This is a genomic window from Rhizobium sp. 1399, from assembly GCF_031455475.1.
Lineage (GTDB): Bacteria > Pseudomonadota > Alphaproteobacteria > Rhizobiales > Rhizobiaceae > Rhizobium.
Map to the genome: position 1 here is coordinate 267,351 of NZ_JAVDSU010000008.1, position 19,524 is coordinate 286,874.

General features: G+C 60.9%; 19 protein-coding genes. 10 read left to right on the top strand and 9 right to left on the bottom strand.

What is annotated here, in order from left to right:
* Nucleotides 1–65 precede the first annotated feature (65 nt).
* From J2X71_RS24545 to J2X71_RS24570, 6 genes are read left to right on the top strand one after another with little or no spacing between them, the layout of a single operon-like run.
* A complete protein-coding gene (locus J2X71_RS24545; RefSeq protein ID WP_310386086.1) occupies nt 66–1,043 on the top strand; it encodes a MoxR family ATPase in 978 nt (325 codons plus the stop codon).
* On the top strand, nt 1,040–1,993 hold the full coding sequence (locus tag J2X71_RS24550; protein WP_310386088.1) for a DUF58 domain-containing protein: 954 nt from the start codon (nt 1,040–1,042) through the stop codon (nt 1,991–1,993). The genes J2X71_RS24545 and J2X71_RS24550 overlap by 4 nt, the downstream gene beginning before the upstream one ends.
* A complete protein-coding gene (locus J2X71_RS24555; protein ID WP_310386090.1) occupies nt 1,993–2,505 on the top strand; it encodes a DUF4381 domain-containing protein in 513 nt (170 codons plus the stop codon). The genes J2X71_RS24550 and J2X71_RS24555 overlap by 1 nt, the downstream gene beginning before the upstream one ends.
* Complete coding sequence (locus J2X71_RS24560) at nt 2,492–3,481, top strand: VWA domain-containing protein (RefSeq protein ID WP_310386092.1); 990 nt, start codon at nt 2,492–2,494, stop codon at nt 3,479–3,481. The genes J2X71_RS24555 and J2X71_RS24560 overlap by 14 nt, the downstream gene beginning before the upstream one ends.
* Nucleotides 3,478–5,034: a VWA domain-containing protein gene (locus tag J2X71_RS24565; protein ID WP_310386095.1), complete on the top strand. Its 1,557-nt coding sequence runs from the start codon at nt 3,478–3,480 to the stop codon at nt 5,032–5,034. Before J2X71_RS24560 ends, J2X71_RS24565 begins: the two co-directional genes overlap by 4 nt.
* A complete protein-coding gene (locus J2X71_RS24570) occupies nt 5,031–6,329 on the top strand; it encodes a hypothetical protein (RefSeq protein WP_310386096.1) in 1,299 nt (432 codons plus the stop codon). Before J2X71_RS24565 ends, J2X71_RS24570 begins: the two co-directional genes overlap by 4 nt.
* Before the next feature lie 15 nt (nt 6,330–6,344).
* On the opposite strand, the gene J2X71_RS24575 is transcribed toward J2X71_RS24570, so the two are convergent.
* Nucleotides 6,345–7,100 (bottom strand): transporter, encoded by a 756-nt coding sequence (locus tag J2X71_RS24575; protein ID WP_405049746.1) that lies wholly within the window; start codon nt 7,098–7,100, stop codon nt 6,345–6,347.
* Nucleotides 7,101–7,331: 231 nt separating this feature from the next.
* On the opposite strand from J2X71_RS24575, the gene J2X71_RS24580 reads away from it, so the two are divergent.
* Entirely contained in the window at nt 7,332–8,336 is a 1,005-nt protein-coding gene (locus tag J2X71_RS24580; RefSeq protein ID WP_113322695.1) for a formylglycine-generating enzyme family protein, read from the top strand.
* Nucleotides 8,311–9,327, top strand: a complete 1,017-nt coding sequence (locus J2X71_RS24585; RefSeq protein ID WP_310386101.1) for an HAD family hydrolase — start codon at nt 8,311–8,313, stop codon at nt 9,325–9,327. Before J2X71_RS24580 ends, J2X71_RS24585 begins: the two co-directional genes overlap by 26 nt.
* A gap of 45 nt (nt 9,328–9,372) precedes the next feature.
* Here J2X71_RS24585 and J2X71_RS24590 read toward each other — a convergent pair whose 3' ends face one another.
* From J2X71_RS24590 to J2X71_RS24600, 3 genes are all read right to left on the bottom strand, one after another.
* A complete protein-coding gene (locus J2X71_RS24590) occupies nt 9,373–10,155 on the bottom strand; it encodes a DUF481 domain-containing protein (protein WP_310386103.1) in 783 nt (260 codons plus the stop codon).
* Between the two features lie 252 nt (nt 10,156–10,407).
* Nucleotides 10,408–12,147, bottom strand: a complete 1,740-nt coding sequence (locus J2X71_RS24595; RefSeq protein WP_310386104.1) for a hypothetical protein — start codon at nt 12,145–12,147, stop codon at nt 10,408–10,410.
* A 126-nt stretch (nt 12,148–12,273) separates the two neighbouring features.
* Nucleotides 12,274–12,573 (bottom strand): hypothetical protein, encoded by a 300-nt coding sequence (locus J2X71_RS24600; RefSeq protein ID WP_113322702.1) that lies wholly within the window; start codon nt 12,571–12,573, stop codon nt 12,274–12,276.
* A 242-nt stretch (nt 12,574–12,815) separates the two neighbouring features.
* On the opposite strand from J2X71_RS24600, the gene J2X71_RS24605 reads away from it, so the two are divergent.
* Nucleotides 12,816–14,753 carry a mechanosensitive ion channel family protein gene (locus J2X71_RS24605; RefSeq protein WP_113322703.1) on the top strand — a complete coding sequence of 646 codons (1,938 nt, stop codon included), beginning with the start codon at nt 12,816–12,818 and terminating at the stop codon, nt 14,751–14,753.
* A 27-nt stretch (nt 14,754–14,780) separates the two neighbouring features.
* Here J2X71_RS24605 and J2X71_RS24610 read toward each other — a convergent pair whose 3' ends face one another.
* The 4 genes from J2X71_RS24610 to J2X71_RS24625 all read right to left on the bottom strand — a co-directional run bounded on the left by J2X71_RS24610 (nt 14,781) and on the right by J2X71_RS24625 (nt 17,753).
* Nucleotides 14,781–15,836, bottom strand: coding sequence for a nitronate monooxygenase family protein (locus tag J2X71_RS24610; protein ID WP_310386108.1), 1,056 nt, complete (start codon nt 15,834–15,836; stop codon nt 14,781–14,783).
* A gap of 65 nt (nt 15,837–15,901) precedes the next feature.
* On the bottom strand, nt 15,902–16,147 hold the full coding sequence (locus tag J2X71_RS24615; RefSeq protein WP_113322707.1) for a 4-oxalocrotonate tautomerase family protein: 246 nt from the start codon (nt 16,145–16,147) through the stop codon (nt 15,902–15,904).
* A 61-nt stretch (nt 16,148–16,208) separates the two neighbouring features.
* Nucleotides 16,209–16,922 (bottom strand): SDR family oxidoreductase, encoded by a 714-nt coding sequence (locus J2X71_RS24620; RefSeq protein WP_310386109.1) that lies wholly within the window; start codon nt 16,920–16,922, stop codon nt 16,209–16,211.
* A gap of 48 nt (nt 16,923–16,970) precedes the next feature.
* Nucleotides 16,971–17,753 (bottom strand): MBL fold metallo-hydrolase, encoded by a 783-nt coding sequence (locus J2X71_RS24625; RefSeq protein ID WP_310386111.1) that lies wholly within the window; start codon nt 17,751–17,753, stop codon nt 16,971–16,973.
* 78 nt (nt 17,754–17,831) lie between these two features.
* Between J2X71_RS24625 and J2X71_RS24630 the strand changes: the two genes are divergently transcribed.
* Nucleotides 17,832–18,719: a LysR family transcriptional regulator gene (locus tag J2X71_RS24630; RefSeq protein WP_310386113.1), complete on the top strand. Its 888-nt coding sequence runs from the start codon at nt 17,832–17,834 to the stop codon at nt 18,717–18,719.
* Between the two features lie 33 nt (nt 18,720–18,752).
* On the opposite strand, the gene J2X71_RS24635 is transcribed toward J2X71_RS24630, so the two are convergent.
* Nucleotides 18,753–19,511 carry a FadR/GntR family transcriptional regulator gene (locus J2X71_RS24635; RefSeq protein WP_310386115.1) on the bottom strand — a complete coding sequence of 253 codons (759 nt, stop codon included), beginning with the start codon at nt 19,509–19,511 and terminating at the stop codon, nt 18,753–18,755.
* Between the last annotated feature and the right edge of the window lie 13 nt (nt 19,512–19,524).

Below are 19,524 nucleotides of genomic sequence, written 5' to 3' on the forward strand. Positions count from 1 at the left end.
TGGCGAAAGACCGCAGGCGTGGCAAATTCTATCGCGCCTGCAATTCGAACTCACGCGGAGCGCATATGACGGCACGTGACGACATCCTGGATCTCGGCAAGCGTATCAGCCAATCGATCATCGGACAGGAGAAGATGGTCGAACGGCTGCTGCTCGGGCTGCTCGCCAATGGCCATCTGCTGGTCGAGGGCCTGCCAGGCCTTGCCAAGACGCGGGCGATCAAGAGCCTGGCAAAAAACCTCGATTCAGAGCTTTCTCGTGTCCAGTTCACGCCGGACCTGCTGCCCGCCGATATCACCGGATCGGAGATCTATTTCTCTGAAGGCGGCAAGGGTGAGTTCAAGTTTCAAGAGGGGCCGATCTTCGCCAATCTCATCCTTGCCGACGAGATCAACCGCGCACCGGCCAAGGTACAATCGGCCCTGCTGGAGGCGATGGAAGAGCGGCAGGTTACCGTCGGCGGCAAGAGCTATCCGTTGCCTGATCTCTTCATGGTCATGGCGACACAGAACCCGATCGAGCAGGAAGGCACCTATCCCCTGCCCGAGGCGCAGCTCGATCGCTTCCTCATGCATGTCGAGGTCACCTATCCTGACGGGGCATCGGAAGCCGCGATCATGCGGCTCAACCGAGACGAGGAGAACGCTGCCCACACCAAAGGTTCCGCGCCGGCCACGGAGCGCCTGAACCCGCAGGCGGTCTTCGATGCCCGCAAGGAAATCGGCGCGGTGACGGTCTCCGAACCGGTCGAGAAATACATGGTCGCCCTCGTCTTAGCCACGCGCTATCCCGACCGATACGACAAGGACCTGGCAAAACTCCTGCAGGTCGGCGTCAGCCCGCGGGGCGTCATCGGCCTCGACAAGGTTTCACGCGCCTACGCATGGCTGAAAGGCCGCGATTACGTGACCCCCGACGATGTGAAGGCCATCGTCAACGATGTCTTTCGCCATCGCCTTATCCTGTCCTACGAGGCACACGCCGCCAATACCACCGCCGATCAGGTCATCGCCCGCGTCACCGAACTGGTCGCGGTCTCATGAGTGGCGCGGCCCTCAGCAACGATGGCGTCTACGTCACGACGGAAGAGCTCGTCGCTCTCGAGGGCCGCGCCCGCAACCTGACCTTCGTCCAGAAGGCAAGAAGCCACCAGCAGCTCGCCGGCCGCATGCAATCGGCGCTGCGCGGCCGCGGCCTGATCTTCGAGGAATTGCGGGATTACCTACCGGGCGACGATATCCGTTCCATCGATTGGCGGGTGACGGCGCATACGAGCAGGCCGGTCGTCCGCATCTATGGTGAGGAGAAGGAGCGGCCGGCCATCCTGGTGGTCGACCAGCGGATCAGCATGTTCTTCGGCAGCCGCCGCGCCATGAAATCCGTCACCGCCGCCGAGGCCGCCATGCTCTGCGCCTGGCGCATTCTTGGATCGGGCGACCGGGTGGGCGGCTTCATCTTTGGCGATGGCGATATAGAGGAGGTGAAGCCACATCGGAGCCGCAATGCCATCATCGCGCTTGCCGACAAGATTGCCGCCAAGAACGCGGCGTTAAACGCCGGCTTTGCGGGCGCGCCCTCTCCGGCCTCGCTGGATGAAGTGCTGCAGCGCGTAGCGGGTATCGCCCATCACGATCATCTCATCGTGATCATCAGCGATTTCGGCGGGCACGGCGTGACGACGCGCGATCTGCTGCTGGCACTCTCGGCTCGCAATGACGTGATCTGTCTGCTGATCTACGATCCCTTTCTCCTGGAGCTTCCCAAATCCGCCGATATCGTCGTCAGCGGCGGAGGATTGCAGGCGGAACTGTCGCTCAGCCAGGCCGGCGTGCGCAAATCCATCGACACCTTCGCCCGCAATCGCGGCCGCGAATTGCGGGCATGGCAACGCGAACTTGGCCTGCCCATGCTGCCCGTCTCCACTGCCGAGGAGACGGCCCCGCAGCTTCGCCGCCTGCTCGAGCAACCCGCCTGGCGGCAGCGGAGGCGCTGATGGAGCCGAAAATCCAGCTCGATCCGATGACCGAAACGGCACTCCGCTCTTTACACGACATTGCGGTTCCGCCGCATGTCTCCTGGCTGCCTCAGACCTGGGGCTGGGCTGCACTTGCTGTCTTGCTCGGCATTGCAGTGCTGGCGGCCCTCCTTGTCTGGCTCAGGCGATATCGCCGCAATGCCTACCGGCGGGAAGCTCTGCGATTGCTTGATGGCATCGAAGCCGACATTCGCAGTCCGTCGAGCCGGGAAAAGGGTGTCCACGAACTGTCGGAACTCTTGAAGCGCACGGCACTCGCGGCATGGCCAAGGAGTGATGTCGCAGCCCTCACCGGTCAGGCGTGGCTGCAGCGCATGGACAGCCGCGGAGCGTACAAGGCGCTGACCCGCCTGCTCGATGATCTCGAGTATCACGACAGTGCAGCCATCGCCGCTCTTCCCCCTGATAGCGCCAATGAGCTCATACTCAATTCGAGACGGTGGATCAGGAGGCACCATGTATCAGCTTGAGCATCCATGGCTGCTTCTGCTGCTTCCACTTCCCCTGCTGATCTGGTGGTTGCTGCCACCGCACCGGGAGACATCGGCATCGATCCGTCTGCCGTTTTTCGATCAAGTAACACGCGCCGCCGGCGTTCATCCGACAGAGGGTTCCGTCGTGCCGAAGCGAGCATGGCACCAGACGATCGTCGAGGGCCTCGCCTGGTGCCTTGTCGTGCTGGCGCTCGCCCGGCCACAATTCGTCGAGCCACCGCTCGAAAAGGTAGAGCCGCAGCGCGATATCCTCTTGGCGCTCGACCTCTCGCAATCGATGGAGACACGTGATTTCCCGGTACCCGACGGCAGTCTGAGAGCGCGCGTCGACGCCGTACGAACCGTGGTCGCCGATTTCGTCACGAAACGACCGAACGACCGGCTAGGCCTGATCGCTTTCGGCGATGCGCCCTACCCGCTTGCGCCCTTCACCATGGACCATGATCTCGTACGGATGATGATCAACGGATTGCTGCCCGGCATTGCCGGCCCGCGCACATCGCTTGGGGATTCGATCGGCCTCGCGCTTAGAATGTTCGAAAAGACCACAGTCCCGGAAAAAGTCCTGATTCTGCTGACCGACGGCAATGATACGGCAAGCAAGATGCCGCCGCTGAAGGCGGCAGAGATCGCCGGCAGGAATAACATCATCATCCATGCGATCGGCATCGGTGATCCCGCCGCGACAGGCGAGGACAAGCTGGATACGAGCACATTGCAGAAGATTGCCGCAGATACCGGCGGCCGTTATTTCTTCGGCGGCGACCAGAACCAGCTCGAGGCGATATATGACGTTCTCGACCAGATCACGCCTGATGAACAGAAGGTACTGTCCTGGCGCCCGCGTATCGAACTGTTCCATTGGCCGCTTGGCGCCGCGATCGTCATTCTCGCCCTCTATCACCTTTTTGCAGGCGCTTACGGCCTGATCCGCAGGAGGACTGTGGCATGATCACGGATCTGCATTTCCTGCGGCCATGGTGGTTGCTGGCGCTATTCGTTCCGCCGCTCATCCTCTGGCTAGCAGCGCGCTCAGACGATATTCGCGACCGTTGGAAGGGCATGATCGCGCCGCATCTCCTCGACAAGCTGATCGTCGAGCCTGTCGGTCATGGCCGGATCAATCCGGCATGGCTGCTCGCCGGTCTGATGGCTTTGGGCACAATCGCCGCAGCAGGCCCGACATGGCAGCGCGAGGCCCCGCCCTTTGTCGAGGATACAGCGCCTCTCGTCATCGCCGTCGATCTTTCGCCGACCATGGATGCGATCGATATCAGCCCCAGCCGCATCGAACGCGCAAAGCTCAAGATCCGCGATATCCTTGCCGCGCGACCCGGGGCGAAAACCGCAGTCGTCGCCTATGCCGGCAGCGCCCACCTCGTAGTACCGCTGACAGAAGATGCCTCCTTGATCGAGAGCTACTCGGATGCCTTGGCGACGCGGATCATGCCCAAGCCCGGCAAGGACACGTCAGCTGCGCTTTCGCTGTCGAACAACCTTTTCAAGACCGAGGGCATGGCTGGCACGATCCTGTTTCTGACCGATGGTATCGAACCGGCGGCACTGGATGCACTGAAGGCCGCAAATGCCAATAGCGTCGTCATTCTCGGCATAGGAACTGCCGAGGGCGGTCCGGTCAAGACGGCCGACGGCAGCTTTCTGACAGGTGCGGGCGGCGGGCGCCTCCTGCCCAAACTCGATGTCGAGGCCCTGAAGCAGGTACAGTCGGCGACGGAGGCAGATGTCGCAACGATCACGGATGACGATACGGACGTGCGCTGGATCAGCCAGCGCATCAGCACGAATTTTGCCGATGCGCAGGCTTCCGAAGGCAATCGCTGGCGGGATGCCGGCTGGTGGCTGGTTGGTCCGGTCGCCTTGTTGCTCGCCTTCTCCTTCCGACGCGGCTGGGTGATCAGGGTCGGCGCTCTGTTCCTCGCTATCCGATTGCTGACGCCGTCTCCGGCGGAGGCGGCTGACTTCATGGATCTGTGGCTGACGCCGAACCAGCAGGGGCGACTGGCTTTCGAACAGGCCGATTTCGAGAGGGCTGCCGGCCATTTCAGGGATCCCATGTGGAAAGGCGTCGCGCTTTACCGGGCTGGCCATTTTCAGGATGCGCTCGACGCCTTCGCAGCCATCGATACGGCCGAGAGCTGGTACAATCAGGGAAATACACTCCTGCATCTCGGCAAACTCGAAGAGGCCGTCGCGGCTTACCAGAAGGCGATCGAAAAACAGAAGGATTGGCCGGATGCTGAGGCCGATCTCGTCATCGCAGAAAGGCTACTAAAGGCCCAACAGGAGAAGGAAGAAGAGCAGCCGCAGGAGCCGAACGAGAAGCCCGACAGCGTCCAGTTCGACGACAAGGGAAAAAAAGGCAAGGAAGGGCAGATCAGCATCGCCGAACAGACCTCGGAGATGTGGATGAAGAACATTCAGACGAGCCCGGCCGACCTGATGGCGCGCAAGTTCGCAATGGAAGCGCAGGAGCAAAAGCAATGATGCGCTTTGGCCTGTTGTTTTGGCTGGTGATATCGGGGAGTGCGCTCGCCGCCGAACCGTTTGCGCGGGCGGCGATCGAAGGCAACGGCGAGATCGTGCCGGGGCAGCAGATGCGCCTGACGGTCGATGTCTTCGTACCCGACTTCTTCACCTCGCCGCCGCAGTTTCCCCTATTCGATGTTCCGAACGCAATGGTCACCCTGCCGGAGGAGCGCAGCTTCAACCTGACGCAGACCATCGACGGCGTGCAATATTCCGGCATCCGCCGCAGTTATGCGATCGTGCCGGAAGTATCCGGCCTCTTTACCCTGCCGGATATCCCGATCGAGCTTGGCTATGCCGTGGAAGGAAAGCCGACAAAGGCAACCGTCACCATCCCGGGTATTTCTTTCACGGTCGGTGGCGACTCCCTCCCGGACCAGCCGGTATTTGCGGCGCATGGTTTGACGATCGAACAATCCTTCGATCGTGATCCGTCCAGGCTGAAGGCAGGCGATGCGCTTTCGCGGACCATCACCGTCACGGCTCTGGACACACAGGCAATGATGATGCCGCCGGTAGACATCGGTCCCGCATCCGGGCTGCAGCAATATGTGAAGCCGCCGAAGATAGAAGACGGCATAGATATGAACAGGGAAACGGCCAGCAGACACACCGAAACCATTGTCTATACCACCGCCACCGCCGGAACATTCGACATACCCGCGGTTTCCTACCCGTGGTTCGATGTCGACAGCAAAACGCAGAAAACCGCGACACTTCCCGATGTGAAAGTCACGGTCGGCGCTGCAGCGGTCAAAGAGGCGATCGCTCCACAGCTTTCACAGGAAGAGAACCCCTCGTCGCGCCCGCGCAGCATCTGGCTCATCGCCGCAATCGCCGTCGCATTGGCGGCTGCCGTCCTCATTGTCCGCTGGCTCGCACCCAGTTTCGCCGCATGGCGCTCGAAACATCGGGATCTCAGAGACGGTTCCCGCTCCCATCACCTTCGCCAAATAACGCAGACCATCAGGACCGGCAGCGAAACCGCAATCTATGCGGCCCTGCAGGCCTGGGCCTCGGAACTCGGGTACCGAACTATCGCCGATTGGCTGGCAAGAGAGGGCTCTGCCGACCTCAAGCAGCAGATCGAACTTCTGGAACGCAGGCTTTTTGCGGCACAAGTGGGTACGGATATCGACAGGACCGCAATCGCCAAGGCCCTTGTCCTGCACGGTGCTGTGAGCGACGAGAAAAAACGATCGGCGCTGCCGCCGCTCAACCCGATCACGGCCGATGAAAGATCGCCAGCCTGACGGCCCACCCGGTTTCTATTTCGGAAACAGGAATGTCATGCCGACGCGAAAGGCCCAGCCTTCGGCCCCATTGTCGGGCGCATCCGCCCAGTAGCGAACGCCGGCGGACAGGCTGACTGGCTGCTGGCCGAATTTCAGAAGCTTCGAAGCCTGCAGATTGATCGGTACGGACCACTGGTTGGCTTCCCAGTCATAGGTGCTCTCGGTGTTGAGCGTGAAGGTCCAGGCATCCTTTGTCGTGTAGGAGAGGAAGGGCTGCAGGAAGGTCGAGCTCACATCCGCCCTGTCGCTCTGTCCCGCGAAGGACCAGATATGGTTGGCGAGAATGCCATAAGTCCAGGGACCGTCCTGTTTCAACAGCACCGCGGTCGGACCCGCGCCCCATTTCCCGGCCCCCAGCAATTCGTCCGTCGCTGTCGGAATGAGAAAGACCGGGCCAACACCCCAGATGAGTCCACCCGGTCCGGGCTGCTTGGGAGAGAAGAAGAAGCTCTGCGTGATATCGCCGATACCGAACTGATGCCCGGAGGAGCCAGCAATATCGTCCTGCCATATGACAGGCAGAATGGTGCGCGAAATGATGTTCCAGTCCTCATTGATGGAAAACGGAATGACCGGCTGAATATTCAGCGTCTCGCGATTGCCGTCTTCCGGGCCGAAACCGCGGTCATAGTTGAACTGGAAGGGGACGCTGATCAGCGAAGCGACCGGATTGGTGAGCTTCTTGGCAAGATCGCTGTCGGACTCCTGCGCCGCAGCCGAGCCGATCATGCCGAACAGCCCGTGCAAAAGCGCCAGCAGGCAAGACGCCAACCTGATCCGGCTCATAATATCCCTCCGATACCCATGCGGCACGAGAAGACACAGGCTCACCCTCGCAAACAAGTACGTTACCGTAAATTTACGCCAGCCATTACCTCGCGCGCGAGCGCGTTTACGGTAACGTACTTCCGTCTCCCCCGCTTAAGCGCGAAACTTCAAGCTCAGACTCCGGAGGTGACGATGGCGTTGGCATTCGACGATGGGCAGGCTTCGGGAGCGACACCCGAAGGCATGGTCTGGATTCCCGGCCGGACCTTCACGATGGGTTCGAACGACCACTACCCGGAGGAAGCGCCCGCACATCCCGTGAAGGTCAATGGCTTCTGGATCGACGAAATCCCGGTCACGAACCGCAGGTTCACGGAGTTCGTCAAGGCGACCGGCTATATCACCTTCGCCGAAAAGACGCCCGAGGCAAGGGACTACCCCGGCGCCAGGCCAGAGATGCTGCGCGCCGGATCGCTTGTCTTTTTCCAGCCGAAGACGGTCAGTGGGTCTGATATCACCCAGTGGTGGACCTTCAAGTTCGGTGCGAACTGGCGCAGGCCGCTCGGTGGCCTGAGCGACCTGCGCGGCAAGCTCGACCACCCCGTCGTTCATGTCGCCTGGTGCGATGCCAAGGCCTATGCGGACTGGGCAGGCCTTGACCTGCCGAGTGAAGCGGAATGGGAGCTTGCAGCTCGCGGCGGCCTGGACGATACCGAATTCGCCTGGGGCAACGAGCTGATGCCCGGCGGCACCCCCATGGCCAACACCTGGCAGGGCACCTTCCCCGTGACATCCACGAAACCGAAAGGCCATGAGCGGACTTCGCCCGTTCGCAGCTTTCCGCCGAACGGCTACGGCCTCTACGACATGATCGGCAATGTCTGGGAATGGACCACCGACTACTGGTCCGACCGCCACACGGAACCCGCTGCAAAAGCCTGCTGCATTCCAAGCAATCCGCGCGGCGGCGGCGTGGAGGCGAGTTACGATCCCCGCCAACCCAGCATCCGCATTCCGCGCCGTGTGCTGAAGGGCGGCTCGCATCTTTGTGCACCGAATTACTGCCGTCGCTATCGCCCGGCAGCCCGCCATGCCGAACCGGAGGATACATCGACGAGCCATCTCGGCTTCCGCTGCATCAAACGCGTTTCAGCGCCACCGGAGGACGTCCATGAGACGATCCACTCAAACCATTGACGCAAGCCTTGCCTCCCTCGTCGTCGCTCTCATCCTTCTGATCGCGGCATCGTGGAACCCGGTCCTCGCGCAGGAGCCGCTGCCTTCGTGGAATGACACGTCCGCCAAGAGCCGCATCACGGATTTCGTCAAGGCAACCGTCACGGAGGGTGGTGAGCGCTATGTCGCGCCTTTGAACCGCATCGCCGTCTTCGACAATGACGGCACGCTTTGGTCCGAGCAGCCCTACTACGCGCAGCTCGGCTTTGTGCTCGACCGGGTCAAGACGCTCGCGCCACAGCATCCCGAATGGAAGACCAGAGAGCCCTTCAAGAGCGTTCTCGGCGGCGACCTGAAAGGCGTCGCAAGAGGTGGTGAAAAGGGCATGGTGGACCTCGTGATGGTGACGCATGCCAACACGACCACGGACGAATTCAACACGATCGTCACCGACTGGTTTGCGGCATCGAAACATCCGAAGACCGGCAAGCCCTATACCGAGATGACCTACCTGCCGATGCGCGAACTGCTGGACTATCTGCGCGCTAACAGCTTTCGCACCTATATCGTCTCGGGCGGCGGCGTGGAATTCATGCGTCCGGTGACGGAAAAGATCTACGGCATCCCGCCCGAACAGGTCGTCGGCAGTACGATTGCCACCGAATATGATCTGGTCGGCGACGTTCCGGTTCTCAGACGCCTGCCGAAGATCGACTTTGTCGACGATGGTCCAGGCAAGCCGGTGGGCATCAACAAGTTCATTGGCCTCAGGCCGATCTTCGTCGCCGGCAATTCGGATGGCGACTACGAGATGATGCGCTGGACGACGGCAGGCAAAGGTCCGGGCTTCGCCATGCTGGTCCACCATACCGACGCCGCGCGGGAATACGCCTATGATAGGGATTCAGCCTTCGGGAAGCTGGATAAGGCACTCAACGAGGCCGAGCGCCGCAACTGGCTGGTGGTCGACATGAAGAACGACTGGAAAAAGATCTTCGCTTTCGATCAGTGAAAAAGCGCTCGGTCGGGTGATTGCCGCGAGCGCCCTCGCGCAATCTCAGAAATGAAAGACGACGCCCAGGATCGGGCCATGCTCGACGATATCGTTGGTCAGGGTATCGTCACTATAGTTCACGCCGAGAGCACGATAGCCGGCAACGGCGGAAATGGTGTCATTCCATTTGTAGCCGATAGCCGCCATGACATCCCAGTCGAGATCGGCACCGCCGGCGCCGATCAGACCCCACCCGGTAAAATAGATCGAAGGCGTGATCGAATACATCCCCCTGACGCCGGCCATGGCATCGACCCAAGTGGCATCGTCAGTGCCTGACACGCCGCCCAGCGGGCCGCCGGAAAAGGAAATCGTCGTTTCGGTATACCAGATCTTCACGCCGCCGATCACATCGAGGCGGCCCTGGGGCTCGTCTATCACCGAGTAACCCGCACCGATCATCGCCGTGAAGGTTTCCGTTTTCAGGTCGACCTCGTCGGCGAATATGCCGCGCGGCGTGGCCGAGTCCGTCGTTATGCGGGCATAGATAATATCGGTCACGATGCTGAAACGGTCATAACGGGCGTCACCCGCTGCCATGAAGCCGAAATCGATATCCGAGAGAATATCGCCGAAACTCTCGTCGACATGAACCTCCGGAAGGCCGAAAACACCGGTGTCGCCCGTGATCCCGGCGGCCCAGAAATAGGGCGAGATCGAAAAGGTCCATTTGTCAGGATCATCCGGCAGCGGCTGTGGAGCGAGAACGGGAGCAATATCCGCAGCCTTCACGACTGCGGGAGCGGCCAGAATGGCCGCGGAAAGCAATAGCATGGTGGTTCGCATCCAATATCCCTCTGCTGACCCACGAATTTAATCGCCCCTGTGGCGATAGGATACATCTCCGGCTCTACGCGGAAGTACGTTACGGTAAACCGCGCCGTAAACGCCGCTGTAAACGGGCCTGTCGTTTTCGGGATATTGCGACGCTTCTGCCTCGGAAGCCGAAAGGAAAAACGCTTCGAATGTTCTCGTCGCATCGGCCCACCAGGTTGCAGGAGAGCTTTGCAGAGAACGGAAGCGAGCAGCTAATCCCATTTACGGGTTCACGGCTCCGGTGACGTCGTTGAGCGCGAATACGGCCCCCGCCTTTGTCAGTCCTGCTACGATCTCTGCCGAAAGTAATGGCTGGAAGCGCCTTGCCTCGAGCTTCCAACGCAAGGTGCGCTCGAAATCCGGATCCCTGCCCCGCACATCGGCAAGCCGCTCCTTCGCCTGGTCGGAACCGAGCTGACCGAGTGCGGCCACCCGTAAAGCCCGCACGACGAAATCGGTGCAGTTCACCTGTTCGGCAAGCAATGAGGCCTCCGACCAATCACCGCGGCGATAAGCATCCAGGGCAAGCACGAGCATGGCATCACGCGGCACGATATCGACGGCCCGCCCCGCATCCTGCGCCATGGCGACACCGGCGTCGAAGTAACCGGCCGAAAACAGTACGGAAGCAAGTTTCGCCACCGCATCCGGATTGCTCGGATTGAGCGAGATCGCCCGGTTCCCGGCCTGCAGCGCCGCATCGATGCGCCCATCGGCGAACTGCGTCATCATCAGCGCCACATAGGCGCGGTCCGACATTGGGGCGAGCGAAACCGCGCGGTTTGCCAAATCGAGAGCACGGGCGCGCACCGCGGCATCCCCGGCCGCGGCCTCCGGCGCGATGAGGACACGTGCGAGCAGCGCCTTCGCATCGGAATTGCTCGGATCGGCGGCAAGCGTCCGTTCAAGGCAGGAGCGCACCGCGGCCATATTGTCCGAGCTGCCGTCATCGAGCTGATATTCGGCACGCAGGACGCAGGCGTTTCCGATCGACTCCGTACTGCCGGCATGCGTTTCGATATTATTGATCGCCCCCCGCGTCGCTGCAAAGCGGCGAGCAAGAACATCGACGATCTCCTGACGGGTCGCTGCCGGGCTCCTGCCATCGATGGCGATCTTTTCGAGCCCCGATTTCAGGAGGTCGCCGGACTGGCTGTCAACGATCTGCCACCAGACGCTCCTGATATCCCCGTCGCCGTAATATTTCATGTCTATTTCATAGGCCCGCCCCGAGACCTTCTGGTTTCGCTTATCGGCATAACCTGCCTTCGCCACTGTCAGCGTCTGGAATTGTGTCAGCGCCGTCAGCAGCATATCGCGCGTCTGGCTAGCCTCGCCCTGCAGCCTGCTGTCGACTGCATCCATGGAAAGAGCAACGGAAGGACGGACCGTCAGGGACGGCTTCGATGCATAGGCGACAGCGCCGGCGACAATCGCGACGCACAGCAGCAGCGCCCCGCTGGCATATATCGCCAGAGGCCGACCTGAGGGTGAAGCGGCAACAGAGCTCTCCGCAACTTGAGAAACCGGAACATCATCCGGCGTCTCGGGCAGATCGCTTTCCAACGCCAGCTTTTCCTCGTCTTGTTCGTAAGGCACATGCGAACGGGGGAAAAGCGTCACATACGTTCCCTTGGGGATGTGGATTGTCACATCACGCTCGGCACCGAAGGCTTCGTAATAGTTCTCGACCGACGAACGCAGCCGGCTCACCTCGATGCGCACGATCGGATCGTTGGATGCATCGAAATTGCTCGCTCGGCCGAGAACGTCTAGTGCGATGGAATAGGCCTTAACCCCCTCCTCGCAGCCGGCGAAACGCCTTTCCGCAAGATACCTGAGAATGGCCCGTTGCCGTTCCGTGGCGTGGAATCTGGGATCGGACAGAATTCGTTCGAGTTCCGCCCTGGCCTCCGGCAACGATACTTCGCATGCCCTGGTATCGTGTACTTCAGCACCCATGATCGCCCCGTACGCGCTGATTAGGCTAAAGTATAACAGAGATGTTTATCGCCGAGACAGCAGAAGGTTGCAACCGAAAATGCTAACAAAACCAGTAGACGATAGATTTTAACGCGAGTCAGCGCCTCAATCCGGCACGCTCGGGCGGTGTTCCAGGACATATTGAATGATGTCGGATTCGATTTCGGCACAGATGGTTTCGTATTCTGTCACCATCGGATAATGCTCGTCTCCAGGCTGCCGCATCAGCCGCCCCAGAGCGAGGCTTGCTTCTTCATAAGCCTCAAAGAGATCGTCGAGCGAATGGGATTTCGATGCGAGAAGCTGCAGTCTGCCGCGCATGGCAGGCAATTTCAGCATGAGCCGCCACAGCCCGCGCTGTGCGGTTTCGGTACTGTTGCGATTAATGCCTCCTTTCCCACGCATTGGAATTTCGGCCTCCTGCTCATCCCGCCAACTATGGAGTGGCGGGCGGAAGATGGAAGTACGTTACCGTAAATTCGCCACCGTTTACGCTTCCTCCCTCGCCTTTACGCCGGAGTTTACCGTAACGTACTCCCCTAAACGCATCGGCTGTGCACATCCTTCTATTTGTGTAAGGATGAGCGCATGGACAGATCGGTGACGGCCTCTGCTGCAACCGGCAGCTTCGCCGGGAGACATCTAGGATGATCAGGCTGGCGGTATTTCTTCTGGCTTTCCTCGTTGTGACCGCGGCGGCGGCTCAAACCGCGCCACCACCGCCTCAGCAGAAGATCGACCAACTGATAGGCCTGTTGCAGGATCCCGAGATCCAAACCTGGCTGGAAAGTCGGAAGAAGGAGCAGGACGCAACAGCCGCAGCCGCCCAGCCATCAGGCTTTGCGACCTGGGAAGCGCGAGTGCGCGCGCGCATCGATGGTATTCTCGCGGCCGTTCCGCGCATCCCCTCCGAAATGTCCGAAGGCGCCGCTCGTGCTCGCCAGGACGCCGTCTCACACGGCTATGCGCCGATCTTCCTGATTTTTGCCGGCTTGGTCGCAATAGGCGCGGCCGCCGAATGGCTCTTCAGGCGCGCGCGCCCCGCATCGATCGGCCCGGTCGCCCGTCTTCTTCCGGTCGCAGTCTTTAGCGTGGTTGTGGCGATCATATTCTTCGCCGTCGAATGGCCGCCGCTCGCCCGGCTGGTCCTCCTTGCCTATCTGGTCGCCTTCATCGTCTACCGCATCGGCGCTGTCCTGATTGGCCTCGTGGAAAGCAATCGCCCCGGGCTTGTTATCCGCGCCCGAATCTTTCTCGGCATCACACTGTTTGCTGTAGCAACCTCAACACTCGGAGCACCACTTGGCGTTGATCCCGCCGTCACCGAAGCGATCTCCTACGGCTTCTCGATTCTTCTACTGGCGCTGGCGATTGAAACGGTCTGGTCGGCTCTCATCCATCCCCTTGTCATAAAGGCAGGGCTGACCGCCTTTCTTGCCCTCCTATGGGCACTCTGGTGCCTGGATCTGCAAGGTCTTTTCTGGATCGGCGTCTATGTCCTTGTCCTGCCGGATCTGTTGCGCGCCACGGGCAGGGCTGCGGCAACACTCACTTCTGCACCGCCTGAGAGTCCGAAGAGCATATTGCTCGTGCGCGGCAGTCGGGCAATCGTCATCGCGCTCGCTGCTGGGTGGCTTGCTCTCGTCTGGCGCTTCAGCCCGGATTCCCTCGCAAATCAGAACGCGACGATAGCCGCCGTCCTCAATGGATTGCTGAAAGGCGTCATCGTGCTTTTGATTGCCGATCTTCTCTGGCAGCTTGCCAAGGGCTGGATCGATCGCACCATTACAACCTCTGCGGACGCGACCGGCCTCGCCCCTGCCGAAGTGGCAAAACGCGCGAGATTCAGGACGCTTTTGCCGATCTTCCGCAATGGACTTGCCGTCATGGTGGCGGTCATGGCCGGCCTGATCGTTCTCTCCCAGCTTGGCGTCGAGATCGGACCGCTGATCGCCGGCGCGGGCATCTTCGGCGTAGCGATCGGATTCGGCTCGCAGACCCTCGTCAAGGACGTCATCAGCGGCGTTTTCTATATGCTCGACGATGCCTTCCGCGTCGGCGAGTATATTCAGGCGAAAAACTACAAGGGAACAGTGGAAGGCTTCAGCCTGCGCTCGGTGCGGCTGCGCCACCATCGCGGCCCAGTCTTCACTGTCCCCTTCGGAGAGCTCGGCGCTGTGGAGAACATGAGCCGCGACTGGGTGATCGACAAATTCCGCATCTCGGTCGCCTATAACACCGACATCAACAAGGCCCGGAAAATTACCAAGGCGATCGGCGCAGAGCTGAAAGAAGATGCCGAGGTCGGTCCCCTCTTCATCGAGCCGCTCAAGATGAAGGGCGTCGAGGAATTCGGCGACTACGGCATCGTCCTGAGTTTCGCCATGACGACCGTGCCCGGCATGCAGACCTATATTCGCCGCAAGGCCTACGCGATGATCCGGGAAGCCTTCCAGAGCAACGGCATCGAATTCGCCCAGCCCATGGTTCAGGTCGGCGGCGACGACAAGAACGGCGCGGCCGCCGCCGCAACAGCCACGCTCCGCGCTGCCCAGCAGGCGAAGGCAGCCGGCGCGGAGGGCTGACATATTATTGTAACGGCAGCGACCGTCTTAATCGGCCTCGACGAGATAACGCGTCAGCGCCGCCGCCGACATTTCGCGCGCTAGGCTCGCGGCCTGACCGGCCCACATATTGCTGAAATCCGGCCTGCCATCCTTCTCGGTCACCGCTCTCAGCGGCGCAAGTGCACCGCCGGCGGTCGGGAAGGCCGGTGCGGTGTCCGACAGCGGTCCGATTTCCCGCATGATACGATTGACAATCCCCCGTGCCGGACGGCCGGTAAAGATATTGGTCAAGGCGGTATTGTCGTCCCGCGCCGATTTCAGCGCTTCACGGTGAAAGGTCGTGACCTTTGCCTCCGGCGTAAAGAGATAGGCGGTACCCACCTGAACTGCGGACGCGCCAAGCACAAAAGCGGCGCGAACACCGCGCCGGTCACTGATGCCACCAGCCGCGATAACAGGCACGAAAACAGCATCGACGATCTGCGGCACAAGCGCCATCGTACCGACCTGCGTTATCATGTCGTCATCAAGGAAATTGCCCCGGTGTCCGCCGGCTTCCAGGCCCATTGCAATGACCGCATCGACACCGCGCTCCACCAGCCAGCGCGCCTCCGCGACTGTCGTCGCCGAAGCGATGATCTTCGCACCGGTGAGCCGCACGCGCTCAAGTAGGTCCGCTCCCGGCAGGCCGAAATGGAAGCTGACGACTTCGGGCCGATAGCTTTCGACAACCGCACAATAATCGCTATCGAAAGGTGCACGCCCTGCCGCCGGCACCGGCGCGGCAGGATCGAGCCCCAGCTCGACATAATAGGGCGCAAGCGCGGTGCGCCATTTCATCTGGGCGACGGGATCGGTTGCAGGATTGGCATGTGCGAAGAAATTCACATTGATCGGCTTTGATGTCGCCGAGCGTATCTGGTCGAGTGCCGCTTTCGTCTGCTCGATTGTCAGTAGCGCTGCAGGAAGCGATCCAAGACCGCCGGCTTCGCTCGCCGCAATCACCATCTCGGGCGTGGTCGCGCCTGCCATTGGAGCCTGAATGATGGGGAGCTCGATCCCGAAGAGGCCGATGATACGATTGTCCTGCCAATTGCCCATGACACGATACTCCATGCATTGCGTTTGATCATAAGCGAGTGGCGGCTTTGCAGGCCGCCACGACACTATTTCTGCTTTGCTGCTTTTTCCGCAAGCTGCTTGCGATATTCAGGCACAGGCACACCACCGACACCCCAGTTTTCCATCTCGACTTCATCAATGACGACAAAGGTGCTGTCGTGCGGCTTGCCGAGGATATCGAAGAGCAGATCGCTGACGCCTTTAATCAGGGCGGCTTTCTGCTCCGGCGTCGTGCTGGTTGCGCCCGGAGCCGTGCCTTCACGCGTCACTTTGATATTCACATAAGGCATTGTCGTTCTCCTTGAAGGACGGGCGCTATGGAGCGCTCCGTCCGTTGCCTATTCTCTCGGCTTACCAGCGACCGGCATGCTGGCCGCCATCGACATTCAGCGTCTCGCCGGTGACGAAGCCGGCACGCTCCAGATAGAGCACGGCATCGACGACTTCGCTCACCTCACCCAAGCGGCCGACCGGATGCAGGGCGCTGAGGAACTCATGCGTTTCCGGCGCATGCATCGGCGTCCTGATGATACCGGGCGCCACCGCATTCACGCGAATGCCGCTCTTGGCATATTCGATCGCAAGCCCGCGGGTTACGGCGTCGAGACCGCCCTTCGTCAGCGTCGCAAGGCCCGTGGGAACGCCGGCGATCGGCTGATCCACGAGGGCCGTCGTAATCTGAACGATGTGACCATGGCTCTGCTTCAGCATCTGGGCAATGGCAAATTGCGTGACATGGAAGAAGCCGGCAACGTTGACGTTGATGACGTTGTTGAAGTCCTCAACCGTGTATTCGGTGAACGGTTTGCCGATGAAGATGCCGGCATTGTTGATCAGCGTATCGATGCGGCCGAAACGCTCGACGGCCGTCTTGACCACCTCTTCGGCCACGCCACGCTCGCCGATGCCGCCGGGTACTGCGACAATGCCTGCATCGGACGAAGGCTGGATGTTGCGGGAGTTGGCAACGACGACATAGCCTTCCTTGCGATAGGCTTCGACGATGCCCGCGCCGATACCCTGCGAGGCACCGGTGACGATTGCGACTTTCTGTTCATTGCTCATGGTATGTCTCCGTGGAAGATGGCGCTTTGCGCCATGTTTGAGAGGTGATCAGGCCGTCAGGTCGACGGCGAGCGGCTTGCCTTTTTCGAAGAGTTTCAGGCGATCTTTGAGGTTGAAGACCGAGAACGTGTGTGCGAGCTGGTCCTGAGTTTCGCGGAAGTGCACCCAGCCTTCGTTATGCGCGGATACGAGGAGGGCGTTCGGGAAGGCGTGCGCCGCCTCCAGAGCGTCTTCGCTGCCCATCGTCACGTGGAAGCGGCCACGGGGCTCGGCAGCGCCCGTAAACAACAGCACGACCTTGGGAGAAAACAGCCGCGCAACCTCGGCCGTACCCTCGTACCAGACCGTGTCACCGGTCACGTAGAGAAGGTCACCTGGCTTTTCGCGGCCGAGAGCAAAACCGACGACATCACCGGAAATCGGCTCGATGCCGACGGGGCCGTGGCGGGCAGGTGTTGCGGTGACCAGCAGCTTCTCGCCGCCGGCGCCTTCCAGCGTTACGGTTTCGAACGGTGCAAGGCCCAGCGCATTGTCGCCCAGCCGCTCCGCTCCAGCCTTCGTCGTGAAGGTGGTGCGGACGTCAGGAAGCATTGCCCGTCCGGCATTGTCGAGATTGTCGAAGTGCTGGTCGTGGCTCAAAAGAACCGCATCCAGCCGACCAATCTCTTCGACCGACAAGGCAGGGCCGGAAGTCTTTTCGAAACGGACTGGCGTTTCCTTGTAGAGGCCCGGCGGGTCGAAGGTCGGATCGGTGAGAAGCCGGAGCGTGCCGTATTCGATCAGCACGGTTGGCCCGCCGATAAGCGTGAGATTAAGATTGGAAGAGGTCATGTCGGCAACCTTTCTGTTTCGAGGTCGCCTCCTATCTAGTCCCGTTCCCTTCTGCGAAAAATTCTCTATTCTTTGCCAATGGCTGATAAAAAACGCACAGAGCCCGATTGGCAGGACATCAGGGTTTTTCTCGCACTCGGACGGCACGGCAGCCTTTCGGCCGCGGCCCGCACATTGCGCGTCAACCACGCAACGATTGCCCGCCGGCTTCATTCACTTGAGGAAACGCTCGGCGAAAAACTGGTCGAGCGCCGCCCGGACGGCTATGTGCTCACACCCGCCGGAACCCGCGCACTCACTGCAGCAAGCGATATGGAAGCCTCCGTCCAGACGCTCGGACGGGGCTGGAAGGATGACACGCCGAAAGGCTTGGTGCGCATCAACGCGTCGCCCGCACTCTCGCAGGGCTTCCTGATCCCCCGTCTGGCGGAAATCACCAAACAATATCCGGGCCTCGACATCGACCTTGCGACTGACCTGCGTACCATAAGCCTTGAACGCCACGAGGCCGACATCGCCATACGCCTGGCAAAACCTCAGGACGGCGATCTCATTGCCAAGCAGCTCGCGACAATCGGATACGGATTTTACGGAACGCAGGAGGTTTGCCGGCAGGTCGAAAACGGCGCGGAACCCGTCTTCGTCGGATTTGACGAGGTGAACGGCTACGTGCCCGAGGCGATCTGGCTGGCCCGCCACTTCTCGCACGCGCGTGTGTCCTTCCGCGCCAACAATCAGGTTTCCCAGGCGATGGCTGCCAAGTCAGGCGCAGGTCTGGCGCTCCTGCCGCATTACATCGGTCGCACAGAAAAAAGCCTCTATGCTTGCTCGCTCGAGCTCGTCCCGCCGCCGCGGGAAGCCTGGCTTCTCACCCGACGCCAGCAGCGCAAGGATCTGCCGATCCGGACCGTCGCCGAATACATCACCAAGATATTCGCGACGGAACGAGCTTTATTCGAGGAATGAGGCCTCGAGTCCACATCACGGAGCCGGGCTTCCTCAGAAGGACAGGTCGAGCACGCGTCCTTCGAACAGACGGTCGCGTGAACCCTCCAGGTGAGCGCGCATCAGGTCACGGGCGCTCTCCGCCCTGCCCTCGGCGATCGCCTTGTAGATTTCGTTATGCTCCTTGTACACCTGCTCCAGCCCAGGCCGCGGGCCGAGCAGCGAAAGCCCGTGCAGATGCATGCCAACGGCGATATGCGCTTTCAGCGCATCCATGGAGGCCGTGTAATAGTGATTGTTGGCCGCCTCGGTGACGGCGCGGTGGAAGACGAAGTCGGCATCCACCCGGTGCAGCTGATGACTTGTCGCTTCGCGCAGATCCGCAAGGGCTGCGGCAATCTTCTGGATCGCGGCATCGTCGCGGCGCTTGGCAGCAAAATAGGCGGCAGCCGGCTCGATCGTCAGGCGGAATTCGTAGCAGCGCTGGATATCGGCAATCGTCTTGACCGGCGAATAGGCAAGCTGCGCCGTCGGCGAGCCATGCGCGCTGACGAAGGTGCCAGCCCCCTGCCTTGCATAGACAATCCCCTGCTCTCTGAGACGCGCCAGCGCATCGCGCACAATGGGGCGCGAGACGCCCAGCAGAGAGGCAAGTTCATGTTCGCCCGGAAGGCGTGAATCCGGCGGATAGTTGCCGGCGCGGATACGCTCCATCAGCTGATCGAAGACACGGTCGACCAGCTTCACGGCTCTGCCTGGCCGGGCTGCCGGCGCCGCTTCCGGATTCACCGATCCGCCATTCGCTTCATCCACTCTCATTCTCCCT

Bases quoted from the DNA above. Each gene is read 5' to 3' on its own strand.
- J2X71_RS24545 (WP_310386086.1), top strand. From the start codon at position 66: ATGACGGCACGTGACGACATCCTGGATCTCGGCAAGCGTATCAGCCAA.
- J2X71_RS24550 (WP_310386088.1), top strand. From the start codon at position 1,040: ATGAGTGGCGCGGCCCTCAGCAACGATGGCGTCTACGTCACGACGGAA.
- J2X71_RS24555 (WP_310386090.1), top strand. From the start codon at position 1,993: ATGGAGCCGAAAATCCAGCTCGATCCGATGACCGAAACGGCACTCCGC.
- J2X71_RS24560 (WP_310386092.1), top strand. From the start codon at position 2,492: ATGTATCAGCTTGAGCATCCATGGCTGCTTCTGCTGCTTCCACTTCCC.
- J2X71_RS24565 (WP_310386095.1), top strand. From the start codon at position 3,478: ATGATCACGGATCTGCATTTCCTGCGGCCATGGTGGTTGCTGGCGCTA.
- J2X71_RS24570 (WP_310386096.1), top strand. From the start codon at position 5,031: ATGATGCGCTTTGGCCTGTTGTTTTGGCTGGTGATATCGGGGAGTGCG.
- J2X71_RS24575 (WP_405049746.1), bottom strand. From the start codon at position 7,100: ATGATCGGCTCGGCTGCGGCGCAGGAGTCCGACAGCGATCTTGCCAAG.
- J2X71_RS24580 (WP_113322695.1), top strand. From the start codon at position 7,332: ATGGCGTTGGCATTCGACGATGGGCAGGCTTCGGGAGCGACACCCGAA.
- J2X71_RS24585 (WP_310386101.1), top strand. From the start codon at position 8,311: ATGAGACGATCCACTCAAACCATTGACGCAAGCCTTGCCTCCCTCGTC.
- J2X71_RS24590 (WP_310386103.1), bottom strand. From the start codon at position 10,155: ATGCGAACCACCATGCTATTGCTTTCCGCGGCCATTCTGGCCGCTCCC.
- J2X71_RS24595 (WP_310386104.1), bottom strand. From the start codon at position 12,147: ATGGGTGCTGAAGTACACGATACCAGGGCATGCGAAGTATCGTTGCCG.
- J2X71_RS24600 (WP_113322702.1), bottom strand. From the start codon at position 12,573: ATGCGTGGGAAAGGAGGCATTAATCGCAACAGTACCGAAACCGCACAG.
- J2X71_RS24605 (WP_113322703.1), top strand. From the start codon at position 12,816: ATGATCAGGCTGGCGGTATTTCTTCTGGCTTTCCTCGTTGTGACCGCG.
- J2X71_RS24610 (WP_310386108.1), bottom strand. From the start codon at position 15,836: ATGGGCAATTGGCAGGACAATCGTATCATCGGCCTCTTCGGGATCGAG.
- J2X71_RS24615 (WP_113322707.1), bottom strand. From the start codon at position 16,147: ATGCCTTATGTGAATATCAAAGTGACGCGTGAAGGCACGGCTCCGGGC.
- J2X71_RS24620 (WP_310386109.1), bottom strand. From the start codon at position 16,922: ATGAGCAATGAACAGAAAGTCGCAATCGTCACCGGTGCCTCGCAGGGT.
- J2X71_RS24625 (WP_310386111.1), bottom strand. From the start codon at position 17,753: ATGACCTCTTCCAATCTTAATCTCACGCTTATCGGCGGGCCAACCGTG.
- J2X71_RS24630 (WP_310386113.1), top strand. From the start codon at position 17,832: ATGGCTGATAAAAAACGCACAGAGCCCGATTGGCAGGACATCAGGGTT.